Below are 12,060 nucleotides of genomic sequence, written 5' to 3' on the forward strand. Positions count from 1 at the left end.
TTCCCAATATCAATATTTTAATGCGTTTCAAAATTTCACACAAGTAGTTTTCTCACGGAAAACTTATCGTGACAAAGCGCACAAAGGCGATTCGAAGTTTTTTTATTCGTTTACGAAAGAAGATTTTGAGAAGTCGAATAATCAAAATTTGTGTTTAAAGACTCGATTTGAAGCCAAAACTTTCTGATAGTTGCCAACTCAATTAGATATAATTTCAAAGTCTCATCAAGTCCTCTTAGAATCTGAGCATCACTATCAAGCTCTCCTTCTTCAAAAACTAAAGATAATTCTTCAAATATTCGGTGAAAACGATCTTTCGGCTTTAGAATGAAATGCTTTTCAGAAATACTAAACTCTAAAAGATTCATTTTCTCTTCTAGGGCCTTTTCCAGACGTGTGAAAAGAATACTTGCGATACACACATCGCCAATTGGACCTAGTTTCAGTCTTTGTCCGCTCCCCTCAAGCTTATGGCTTTTAAAGTTAATGCGAATGGCATCGTCACTTCTTTGATACCACCAGCTAAAGCCCGGGTCAGAGATATTGCAAATTAAATCTTCCTCTAAAGGGAAGCGCTTATTAAAAATTTGATCATAAATAACTTGAGCAAGATCTAAGTTAGGAATTTCGTAGTAAAGAGATTCGGCCACTTCACTCTTTTCAATTCGTAGTGACTTAAGTGTCGATACATCGCCAGAGCTAGCTAATTCGAATGTTTCACTAATATTATCTGTAATTACACCACGAATACTAAAAGTCGAGCTACTTTTAACGATATTGTATACGAAACCAGAGGTTTGAGGATATTCAACACATGATTCTGATTCAGACTCTAAACTTTGTGAGCCAAAAAGAAATTCATTGCGAAAATCTTCATCAGCTAAAAATTGTTCTTGTGTATTAAGATTAAAAGTCTCTTGTGTAAGAAAATCAAACTCGTTGTGCACTAACCCCTCCATAGGCAATACATATAATTATAATTTAATAACTTTTGATACGTATTGGCAAGAATTTGAAATTACAAAGAAACTAAAAAACTGCGACGAAAATCTTTAAAAATAAAATCACAATCATCGGAGAGATATCAAATGGAATATCCATTTCTGGCAACATACGACGAACAGGGCCACATGTGTAATCAGAGAGCTGCTTTATTCTTACACAAATTGGATGTGATTTATATTGAGGGATATAAGAAATAATCACATCAATAATGAGAATAAAAATATAAATATCAATTAGTGTTCGAATCAAAATACAACCCCTTTGAACTGCTAAATAGGATATATAAGAAGCCTAAAAAGTTCAAGGGATGGTTAGCAAATAAAAGCTTACCTATTTCACGATACTGGCCGGAATGCCCCTTCCAAGCTTGTTGCAGGCGATTTCATATTTATTCTGACAAGATAGCTCAAGATACTTTTGTGCCTTAGCATACTCCCCATCTTCCTGATAAATATCAGATAATAAGAAACAGGCCGGAGCATTATTTTCTTGTTCACAAACATATAAGTAGAAATCGCGTTTGAAAAAAATGTAAAAGATTGCCATGATAAAAAAAACAGAACCCATGAAGGCCCAGTTCTTCTTATAGCTTCTTTTTGGTGCTGTATATTCTTGATCGCTCATTCAAATAAACTCATTTGTGAACCCATGACAATATCGTCAAAGGAGATACCCATAAATTTTAGCACATCAGTTGCAACTGGTGATAACTGTTTATCAATATAATGCTGATAATCGATGTCCTTAGGCGCAAAAACAAGAGGAACAGGGCCATGAAGCGTCATTAAGTAATCGATTTTTCTGATGTTCTTATCAGGTTCTCTCTCCTGCAATAACCTAGCGGCCTTTACATGAGGAGGATTTGTTTTTGTGTATTCGCTGATATCTTTTGATAATCGTTTTGAATAAACCAATTGCCTATCAAAAAAACCATTCTTTAAATCATTAACGTAATTCTTAATATATTCATTTAAAGACTCTGAATTAAAAAACCTCTTATAGATTTCATACTGAAAGCTTTTAGCGGCCTTCGTCCAATCAGAACGAACAAACTCCATTCCAGAAAAATATAATTCACCATTTTCAAAAATTCCGGCATAGCGCTTCTTTGCACCCATTTCAGAACTTCGAGATTCAGGGATAAACAACTTCTTAAAGCATTTCTCATATTCCATTTCAAGATGAGACTCGAGGTCGTAATCTCTTTCGATTAACTCCGTTAAGTGAGTTGTTATTTTACGAGCTAGATCTGTACCGGCCTTATCCTTTTGAGATGATTCTAAGAACTTTAATTTTATGAAAACAGAATCAGTATCACCATAGACAACTTCGTAGCCAAGAGAGCGTGCATAATTCATGGATTCATTAAGAAGCCACTGACCTGTTGATGTTATCGATGTCGCTAGGTCCGCGTGATAAAATCGGCAACCACCAGAGCCCATTACACCATAGAAAGAATTCATGAGAATTTTAACGGCTTGAGATAAGTTCTTATCCTGCCTTGTTTTTGCTATTTCACGCTGTTTTAAAAGAAAGTCAATTTGTTCTGGAAGAATATGCTCTGTCTTAGAGAAAGCAACTCCATTTTTAAGTATTGTTGAATTCACATCCCCTTTTAAGCGCGAAAGTGGATCAATCTTAAAAGTTTTAATAATTGTTGGGTAGAGAGATTTAAAATCTAAGACCACAACATTTTCATGAAGGCCTTTCGTTCCTTCAATAACAAGTCCACCCAGAGATGCACTTTCCTTATCAATATCTAAGGTATTTCCCGCAATAAAACCTTTACGGTGTAGGCGTGGTAAATAAATATGATCAAAAGCACGTGTTGAACTTGATAAACGATCAATTAACATTCCACTTAATTGTACGCGACGATAGAGATGTTCAATAATTTCTAACTTTTTATAAATATCTAAAACAAGAGTACAGTCGAGAATATTATACTTTGCAAGAGCATGCTTTTCTTCTAAGAAACGTCTTGTAATTTCTTCAACTTTATCCATTCCTGTTTCGGTAATATCTTTATTTGCACCAAGAACTTCAGTTGCAACAGTATCAAGTTTAAAGTTTTCAAATTGATAAAATGCTGCTCTTAAAGTTGGAGGGCCATCAATAACCTGACGACCAGCTATTGTTGAAAACCAACCGGCTCCCTTTCTTTCTCTAAGACGTACTTGCGAGCCATCACGGCCAAGATTAAATTTAATGCCAAATTGTTGGCACTTGCGCTCTAAAAATTTTAAGTCAAAACCGATAACATGCCATCCGACAATGAAGTCAGGGTCATAATCAGGAAAATCATTAATGAATGCAATCATTAACTCTTTTTCACTTCGATAAAAAGTTGTTAACTCATCATTAGTATATTGGCCGCTTTCATCAACCATATAAACTTTCTTAATATCGCGATCACCTATTTGATGTATCGCAATCGAATACAGATCATTGCCCATACTCGTTTCAATATCTAAGGACATGATATTAAAATTAGGCGTTGGTTTTTGGGCGGACTCATGAATTCCCAAAGCCTTCATTTGAGGATTGTGGAAGACACGCATATTGCCAATCATTTGAACTTGACCTTGAATAAGTACTTCTCCATTTATGAATCTCTCCATAAGGAAGCGCTCATTTGGCCTAACGTCACTTTCATAGGTACGAATCCCATTTTTATGAAAGTGCTCTCTCGTATCCATAAGATCTTTATGACGATTAAAATAGATACCATCTAAAGTTCTGCCATTAAAGGCCTTAAGGTTTAACTTCTTTCTTTCTCCTTGAAAGCTAAGATTTAAATTAGCATCACCTTCAATAAAAAAGAGAGGTCTTTCATTTGAAATAATTACTTTGATCACATCCTCTGATGTCTTAATCCAGAAGATTAAATCCATATGATTTGCCTGATCAACGACCTGATCGTGAATGATAAAACCTTGTGTACTCGTGATATTCGTCATAGACAGAGCGTAGCTTATTTAAAGCAATTTGTTAAAGAGGATTTAGCCTTTTTTAGCATTTTCTTAAGTTTAGACATTGGTAAAAGCCCCGATATGCAGGGCATGACAATAACAATCGTATTCACAGTATTCAATTTAGTTTTTTTAGTGGATTTCTTTTCGGAGAAAGATGACAAGGGCAAGAAGTATCGCTTACTAAGCTATATGTTCTTTGGTGTCTTGGCACTCTTATCCATTCAAGTTTTCCAAAACCCTGTAATGAGCGTGGTATTTACAGCACTATCACTTCTATCCCTAGGATTCGCTCTTTTAAATGAATTCTTAAATCCCCCTAAGAGTTCGAAAGAGAGGGTCTACAATGGTCTAGTGAATATGCTCTTACCAGTTGCGATTTACTTTATTGCCCTAAGATGGTTCCCTTCACAAGGAAATCTCGTGGCAGCAGAAGGAGGACAAGATATTAATCGCAATATCTTCATTATCCAAACTCTTCTTGTTCTGGGCGTAGCTTTCAAGTATTCCCCTACCCTCATCTTTACCAAAAAAGCTACGAAAGAACTTAATGAAGATATCAAAACTATCAAGTTATAGTCCCATCTGGGGCTAGATCATGTGGCCATGATTACCCGATCTATGCTAGTGTGTAGATACTTAAACGGAGATAATTATGGCCACTTTTAAATCAACAAAACACTTCTATGGCTTCCCATGTACACACCGTCAATGGAAAGCAGATTCACATTGTCGATTCGTTCACGGATACTCACGCTCATTCCACTTTGAATTTGAATGTTCACAGCTGACTAAGGAAATGTGGGTAATGGACTTTGGTGATCTTAAAGACGTTAAAGCTTGGCTTGATGATATGTTTGATCACACTTTCCTTGCATCACAAGACGATCCATTTATGGAAGAATTTAAAAAACTTGATGAAGCTGGTGTTGTTCAACTTCGAGTGCTTCCAAATGCAGGAATGGAAGGAACGGCCGAATTTGTTTATGAGAAAATGTCTGAACTAATTAAAAAGAAGACAGACGGTCGCGTTTGGATTTCACGTCTAGAAGTGAAAGAAAACGAGAAAAACTCAGCTATTTATATTCCATAATTCTTGTCGTGGGTTCATTATATTTCGAGTATATTGGGCCCATAACTATCCCTAAGCAAATAATTCCATTTAGAACAAATAAACACTGAATAAATTAAGAAAATTTAAGTCAATTTCGATGAGTTAAAGACTTGAATAGTATTGTATTGAGTAATATAAATTTATCTTAATACTTGACCGAAAAGAAAGCCTAAAGGATGTCACATGAAAATAGCGCCACTAAACTCTTGGATAAAAATTGATGAAAAACCGCTTGTTATCGCAGGCCCGTGTTCTGCGGAAAGTGAAGAGCAAGTATATCAAATTGCAAAAGAGCTCGTGGAGAATGGCAAAGTGGACGCCTTTCGTGCAGGAATTTGGAAGCCAAGAACTCGCCCTAATACATTTGAAGGTGTAGGTCTTGTTGGTCTTCCTTGGATGGAACAAGTTAGAAAAGATTTTAATATTCCAATTACAACTGAAGTTGCCAATGCTTCTCACGTTGAATTAGCACTAAAACATAACGTTGATATTCTTTGGATTGGGGCACGTACTACTGTTTCACCTTTTGCTGTTCAAGAAATTGCAGAAGCTCTTAAAGGTGTCGATATTCCTGTTATGGTGAAGAACCCAATCAACTTAGACCTTGCTCTTTGGATGGGTGCTATCGAAAGGTTCTCAAATGTAGGTCTTGATAAACTTGCTGCGATTCACAGAGGTTTTTCAAGTGCAGAAAAAACGAAATATAGAAATAAGCCTTACTGGGCAATTCCAATTGAATTAAAAAGACTTATGCCTGAGCTTCCAATTATCTGTGACCCTTCACACATTGCAGGGAATCGCAACCTAATTGGAGAAGTCTGTCAGAAGGCCATGGATATGAATATGGATGGTGTGATGGTTGAAACTCATATCACTCCAGAAAAAGCATTAAGTGATGCCGCTCAACAGGTAACTCCAAAAATGCTTCACGATATCATCACTCACCTACAAGTAAGAGATGCTATTGGACACAATGATGGCTTTGAAGACGAACTTAATAAACTTAGAAATAAAATCGATCAAATTGATAATGATATCCTAGAGTTTATGCATATGCGTATGAATATCGTTAAGCAGATTGGTGCACTTAAGAGTGCAAATAACGTAACTCCACTTCAAGTAGGAAGAATGGATACGCTAATGAATGATCGTATTGCTAAGGGTGAAAAGCTATCTCTTGATCGCAGATTTGTTGAAGAGCTATACCACGCAATTCACACTGAATCAGTTAGAGAGCAAACTCGAATGATGAATGATTTTAAGAAAGAATCTTAAAAAGTGATATAATTAAATTATGAAAGTATCTGAAAGAGTGGAAGGAATTGCTCCGTCTGGAAGTATCCAGATATCGGCACAAATTACAAACCTTAGAAATCAAGGAAAGGATATCATCGGTTTAAATATCGGTGAACCTGATTTTCTACCAAAAGAAAGTATTCTTGAAGCAATCTATGAGGCCCTCAAGAAAGGGAAAACTAAGTATTCTTCAGTAAGTGGTGAGCCAGAGTTAAGGCAAGCTATTGCAAGTTACTTTAACAAACGTTGCAATACTCAGATTGGCCCTCAAAATATTCTCGTAGGTAATGGCTCAAAGCAAATTATTTTCAACTCTTTTCAATCAATTCTAGATGAAGGTGATGAAGTTATCGTCCCTATCCCATATTGGGTAACTATTCCTGAAAGTATCAAGCTAGCTGGAGGAAAGTCTGTTTTTGTTAATTCACAAGAAGATTTTCACCTTGATCTTGATGCAATTAAGAACGCTATTACACCTAAGACAAAAGCAATCTATATCAATACACCAAATAATCCATCAGGTGCTGTGTATACAAGAAAAGAATTAACAGAACTTGGAGAGCTTGCTATTGCTCATGATTTAATTATCGTAAGTGATGAAGCCTACGAGTCTCTGACTTATGACTGTGAATTCGTCTCACCTCTTATGCTTGGTAAAGAAATCGCAGATCGTTCAATTTCAATTCAAAGCTTTTCAAAATCATTTTGTATGACAGGCTTTCGTGTCGGTTACATGATTGCCAAGGAAGAATTCATTAAGAAAGTTGATAGTTTTCAAGGTCATCTTTGTGGAAATATTCCACCTTTTACTCAATATGGTGCAATCAATGCCATTGAGCATAGTGATGAAATTATTGGAGATATGCTTAAGACCATGCATGAGCGAAAAGCTCGTGCCTATGAATTATTTTCTCAACTCTTTAAAGTCTCTAAGCCTCAAGGAGCATTTTATCTATTCTTAGATATAAAACCATTTATTGAAAAAGGTATCGTAAAGGATTCTATTGAGATGGTTCAAAAGCTAATTGAAGAAGCTGGTGTCGCTCTTGTTCCAGGAAAGTTTTTTGGTCAAGATGATTATATTCGCCTAGCTTTTACAGATTCTGTTGAACGTATTGAACAAGCTTATGAAAATATAAAAAAGGTTCTTTGTTAATGAAAGTTGGAATAATTGGTTTCGGACGACTTGGAAAGTTAATTTCAAAATACCTAGAAGAAGATTTTACAGTTGAGGTTTATGACATCAACGAAAGTGTAAAAACGGAAGTTGAGGCCATGGGTTGTCACTTCAAGTCTCTTAAAGAAGTTGCAAGTAATCCAATCGTCATCCCTTTTGTTCCAATGAATAAATTTGAAGCAGTCATTAAAGAAATAGCACCAATGTTATCAAAGGATGCTCTCGTTGCTGATGTTTGTTCTGTCAAAGAAATGCCTGTTGAAGTGATGAAGAAATACTTACCTGAATCAGTAAGTATCCTTGCAACTCACCCAATGTTTGGACCGGACTCAGCAGGTGAAACATTATTTGGAACAAAGATAGCGGTTTGCCCTGTTCGCATTGAAGATAAGTATTATCAAAAGATCTGTGCCTTTATGCGTTTTCATGGAATTAAAGTTATTGAAACAACTGCCGCAGAACACGATAAACAAATTTCGCACTCTCTTCTACTCACTCACATGATTGGGAGAACGCTAATGGATATGGATGCGAAAAAACTTCCTATCGACACTAAAGGTTACCGAAGACTTTTAAAAATTCTCAAGACTGTCGAAAATGATTCATGGGAATTATTCGCGGATATGAATGAGCATAATCAATATGCCAAACAAACCCGTGAGGACTTTATTGAATCATTTAATAAAGTAGTTAAAAGGCTTGAGAATTGAATAAAGGCATGAAGGTAGCATTTCAAGGCACCAAAGGTTCTTACTCAGAAGAAGCACTCTATAAATATTTTGGTAAAGACGTTAAGGCCGTGGGCATTGCCCTAAGTGAAGACGTATGTAGCGCCCTTGAAAATGAGGAAGTCGCTTGTGCCATCTTACCTATCGAAAATAGCATCGTCGGAAACGTCGATATCAATATGGATTTAATTTTTAAACATGACTTCTTTGCCATTGGCGAACTCTACCTAGAAATTAACCATTGCCTTATGGCCAATCAGGGTGTTGATGTAGCGGACATTAAGGCCGTCTACTCTCACCCGATTGCCTTGGCCCAATGCCATGGCTTTTTTAAAGATCAAGGCCTAAAACCTGTTGCTGAATTCGACACTGCAGGTTCTGCCAAAATTATCTCAGAGTCGAAGTCTTTGAATGAAGCCTGTGTTGGATCTCGTCTATGCGCTGACTACTACGGCCTTAATATCATTCAAGAAAAGATTCAAGATGAAGCGGCAAACTACACGCGCTTTCTAATTTTCGTCAAAGAAAAGAATATTCCAACAGGAATTGGGAAAGAAAAAACAAGTATCGCTTTCACAACAAAGCACCACCCAGGAGCACTTCTTGGTTGCCTACAAGTTTTCGCTGACTACAGCATCAACTTAACAAAACTAGAATCCCGCCCTATTCCACACGAGCCGTTTAAATATATCTTCTACGTGGACTTCATGGGTGCCCTTCACAATGACAAGGTTCAAGAATGCCTTAAAGAGTTAAAGCGCGACGCTAATGACATTAAGATTCTTGGAAGTTATCCTGCTGGACAATTCTAAGCCTTAACCTTTCGAATCGCGATAAAAGAGATGTCATCGTACTTAAGCCAAGCATCTTCGTTTTGAATTTTACAAAACTCAGCGAGGTTTTCAAATGACTTATCAAAAATCCCCTGTCCAATAAGTTCAGTAAGGGAGTCATGAGGGATATTGTCGAATAAACCATCACTTCCAATGAGAATGGTGTGACCTTTTTTAATATTGGCCCCAGAAGTTGATTCAATTTTAATGACGTCATCACCCATGAGGTTATTAACGTAATTTCTTTCAGGGTGAGCAAGGGATTCTTCCTGACCTAGAACTCCGGCCTTAACCATGTGGCCAACTCCAGAGTGTGGAGTAGAAGTATAGATTTCATTGCCGTGGGCATTCCAATAAAGAATTTCCGAATCCCCAACGTGGTAGAAGCGAACCATATCATCTTTGATCTGGGCAAAGGCAAGAGTTGATCTTGCTCCGGCCTTAAGGTCAGAGACGTGTTGATTGGCCGTTTCAATAAGTTCAATACAATTACTTCCATCTTTATACTGGGCCACAGCTTCAACGATAGCAACGGCCGCATCTCGGCCACGTGGATGTCCTCCAGCACCGTCAGAAACTCCAACAACAAAAGATTTCTCTTCACCACTAATAAAGAGTGCATCTTCGTTATTGTCATTAGTTTCTTTTAGTTTGTGTTTAGCTATGAAGTAACCAATTCGATAATCACCAAAATCGAAAATTTCATGTTCAAATTCTTGTATATCGGAAACAATTTTCTTAAACGGCATCTGACCAATCCATGGTTTCTAGGTGATAGCGAAGCATACTAATATTCTTAAAACGATTTAAGATCATCCCACGTTTAAGTCCACAAATAATGTACTTAATCGATGGTGATAGCTTTTTATAATGCTTCTGTCCTCCTAGGATATCATAGAAAATTCTGATGATTTTGATAATATCTTCATCGCGATTATCTTTTTTCGAATCGCCCCAGTGGTGAAGATCGATAATCTTTAAATCAAACTCTAATCCAAAGCGACGAATAATAATATTTTCAGTATGAAGGTCACCATGATACTCACCTTCTAAGTGGATTGATTCAACACCGACAACAATCGAATAAAGTAAGTGGATGGCAGAAAAGATTTCCAGACGCTTATTCTTTTGTTTTTGAATAAACTCTCCAAGCATCTCCCCTTCAATAAACTCAGATGTTAGGCAGGCAACTTTTTGACCTTTAAGAGTAATTAATTCATGCGATAGGCAGTCCATAACAATTGGACTATGTTTAAGCTTTTCAAGCTTCAATGAATATCTAGTGCTTACCTTGAATTTCTTATTTCTTTGCGGGAAGTAAATTTTTACGGCCCTTTCAATATTGGTGTGTTTTTCTCTTACGCGGTAAACTTCACCTTCGTAACCAGAACCAAGTTTCTCAATGACAACATAACGCCCGGCAAGGGTGCGCCCAGGAGCAATATCAAACTCTTCAATCTCAACTATATCGCCTGTTTTAGTCAAATGGTCCTCCACGGTGTGTATGTAGCATATCGGCTTGAGAGTGCATTTGCTCAAGCATAATCTTCTTAACCTCACGTCTTATTATAATAATTTCTAAAACAAGAAAGACGGCAAAAACGATATAGAAACCGATGGATTTAAAGAAGGCCCAACGTGAAGTTGATTCATAAATAGCAAGGTAGCCCATAAAGATTCCATTAAAGAGTAAGAAGTAAGCCAAGTGGTACTCGATCTTTGTCATGATCTCTTCGGGAATATTTGCTTTCTTTTCCATATCTTCCATCATGGTAAGCATTAAGCTTTTTCCTTGCCTAAGATTAAAGATCAGAAAGCCACTTAGAAAGAGGCCTGTAAAAAATGGCTGAAGCTTAAACCACACACCATCGTGTCCAATTAAAGAGATTGGTCCAAGAACTAGAATGATAATGAAATTTAATTTAGAAATAGAGTGAATATGTTTAAAGAAGATCTTTTCAAATATGATTTCTATAATCGCCAGTGAAAGACCACCAATAATGGCAATCTCCACTGTCTGTGTTTCTTCCAGATACCAATAAAGAAGCGCTGGGAGAAACGATATTAGAAATAAGTTATTCTTTTTCATCTCATATCGGATTATGCAGCATTTCTTCTTTTCTGGCAAAACTCCTCAAATTCTTCTTTAATACAACTTGGTTCAAGAATTTCAATTTGATCACGCATTGAATATAGCCAGTCAAATAAGTATAGCGACTTTTCAACTGAGGCCGCCCAAATGATTTCTCCATACTGATTTGTTGTTGAGTATGGATGACCAAGAAAGATTAAATTACTAATTGGAGGTAACTCAAAGCCATAATTTAACTTTAGGACTAAGCGCTGGTCACTTCCATCAATATGTCTTAAGGCATTGATATATTCTTCAATTTCAAATCGTGAATACATGGAAGAGTAGTCGAATTCTTGAAATTCAATATCATCGACTTCGTTCATATCAATAGTGATTAATTTCTTAGTCACAACATCTTCACTAATGACTTTATATAGATTTTGAGAAAGAACGACTCGCCAAGGTCTAACTTTCTTTTTTGATTGATCTAAGAAAGTAAACTCACACACTCTTCCTTCTTTACAAGCGGCCTGGATATCTTTGATCAATTCACGATGTGAAGTATTCTCCAGTAATACATCTCCATAATCTCTACGCCAAGAAAGTGGCATTAATAAGAATTCATCATCCTTAGGGCGCAGATCAATCGACAACCCATAAAAGTGAGACTTCTCATAGAACATATAGAATTCATCTCGATTAATGTGATTTTTTCTTAGGAAAGTAACCAAACTGATTGGCTTTCTAATTTCTTCTAAATTAAACAAAATATTCCAAAAATTTTGATCTTCCATAGACGAAAATGACGTCATTACAGCTCCTTAAATAACCTACTATATTTATCGGATATGGCCATCATTT

The 12,060-nt window shown here is 36.5% G+C and carries 14 protein-coding genes; 6 read left to right on the forward strand and 8 right to left on the reverse strand.

Going from position 1 to position 12,060, the window contains the following annotated elements; all coding sequences use genetic code 11:
* Positions 1-110: 110 nt before the first annotated feature.
* The 4 genes from ACMAYX_RS10815 to ACMAYX_RS10830 form a co-directional block, all read right to left on the reverse strand.
* Complete coding sequence (locus tag ACMAYX_RS10815; RefSeq protein WP_103216408.1) at positions 111-947, reverse strand: hypothetical protein; 837 nt, start codon at positions 945-947, stop codon at positions 111-113.
* Positions 948-1,029: 82 nt separating this feature from the next.
* Positions 1,030-1,254, reverse strand: a complete 225-nt coding sequence (locus ACMAYX_RS10820; RefSeq protein ID WP_021266446.1) for a YggT family protein — start codon at positions 1,252-1,254, stop codon at positions 1,030-1,032.
* Between the two features lie 81 nt (positions 1,255-1,335).
* Entirely contained in the window at positions 1,336-1,629 is a 294-nt protein-coding gene (locus ACMAYX_RS10825; RefSeq protein ID WP_412469879.1) for a hypothetical protein, read from the reverse strand.
* A complete protein-coding gene (locus ACMAYX_RS10830; protein ID WP_412471944.1) occupies positions 1,626-3,965 on the reverse strand; it encodes a DNA polymerase II in 2,340 nt (779 codons plus the stop codon). Before ACMAYX_RS10830 ends, ACMAYX_RS10825 begins: the two co-directional genes overlap by 4 nt.
* Before the next feature lie 102 nt (positions 3,966-4,067).
* Between ACMAYX_RS10830 and ACMAYX_RS10835 the strand changes: the two genes are divergently transcribed.
* The 6 genes from ACMAYX_RS10835 (at position 4,068) to pheA (ending at position 9,104) form a co-directional block, all read left to right on the forward strand.
* A complete protein-coding gene (locus tag ACMAYX_RS10835; protein WP_146037740.1) occupies positions 4,068-4,556 on the forward strand; it encodes a hypothetical protein in 489 nt (162 codons plus the stop codon).
* A 76-nt stretch (positions 4,557-4,632) separates the two neighbouring features.
* On the forward strand, positions 4,633-5,070 hold the full coding sequence (locus ACMAYX_RS10840) for a 6-carboxytetrahydropterin synthase (protein ID WP_103216403.1): 438 nt from the start codon (positions 4,633-4,635) through the stop codon (positions 5,068-5,070).
* Positions 5,071-5,274: 204 nt separating this feature from the next.
* On the forward strand, positions 5,275-6,366 hold the full coding sequence (locus tag ACMAYX_RS10845) for a chorismate mutase (protein WP_103216402.1): 1,092 nt from the start codon (positions 5,275-5,277) through the stop codon (positions 6,364-6,366).
* Positions 6,367-6,385: 19 nt separating this feature from the next.
* Positions 6,386-7,543, forward strand: coding sequence for a pyridoxal phosphate-dependent aminotransferase (locus ACMAYX_RS10850; RefSeq protein ID WP_412471945.1), 1,158 nt, complete (start codon positions 6,386-6,388; stop codon positions 7,541-7,543).
* A complete protein-coding gene (locus ACMAYX_RS10855; protein WP_392990944.1) occupies positions 7,543-8,274 on the forward strand; it encodes a prephenate dehydrogenase/arogenate dehydrogenase family protein in 732 nt (243 codons plus the stop codon). The genes ACMAYX_RS10850 and ACMAYX_RS10855 overlap by 1 nt, the downstream gene beginning before the upstream one ends.
* Before the next feature lie 8 nt (positions 8,275-8,282).
* On the forward strand, positions 8,283-9,104 hold the full coding sequence (gene pheA, locus ACMAYX_RS10860; RefSeq protein WP_146037739.1) for a prephenate dehydratase: 822 nt from the start codon (positions 8,283-8,285) through the stop codon (positions 9,102-9,104).
* On the opposite strand, the gene ACMAYX_RS10865 is transcribed toward pheA, so the two are convergent.
* Genes ACMAYX_RS10865 through ACMAYX_RS10880 form a run of 4 tightly spaced genes read right to left on the reverse strand, consistent with a single transcriptional unit; the run spans position 9,101 to position 12,011 of the window.
* Positions 9,101-9,874, reverse strand: a complete 774-nt coding sequence (locus ACMAYX_RS10865) for a PP2C family protein-serine/threonine phosphatase (protein ID WP_103216398.1) — start codon at positions 9,872-9,874, stop codon at positions 9,101-9,103. The genes pheA and ACMAYX_RS10865 overlap by 4 nt on opposite strands.
* Positions 9,864-10,610: a protein kinase domain-containing protein gene (locus ACMAYX_RS10870; protein WP_412469883.1), complete on the reverse strand. Its 747-nt coding sequence runs from the start codon at positions 10,608-10,610 to the stop codon at positions 9,864-9,866. The genes ACMAYX_RS10865 and ACMAYX_RS10870 overlap by 11 nt, the downstream gene beginning before the upstream one ends.
* Entirely contained in the window at positions 10,603-11,214 is a 612-nt protein-coding gene (locus ACMAYX_RS10875) for a septation protein IspZ (protein WP_103216396.1), read from the reverse strand. The genes ACMAYX_RS10870 and ACMAYX_RS10875 overlap by 8 nt, the downstream gene beginning before the upstream one ends.
* 11 nt (positions 11,215-11,225) lie before the next feature.
* Positions 11,226-12,011 (reverse strand): WYL domain-containing protein, encoded by a 786-nt coding sequence (locus tag ACMAYX_RS10880; protein WP_103216395.1) that lies wholly within the window; start codon positions 12,009-12,011, stop codon positions 11,226-11,228.
* Positions 12,012-12,060 lie beyond the last annotated feature (49 nt).

The organism is Halobacteriovorax sp. RT-2-3 (assembly GCF_047085075.1).
Lineage (GTDB): Bacteria > Bdellovibrionota > Bacteriovoracia > Bacteriovoracales > Bacteriovoracaceae > Halobacteriovorax_A.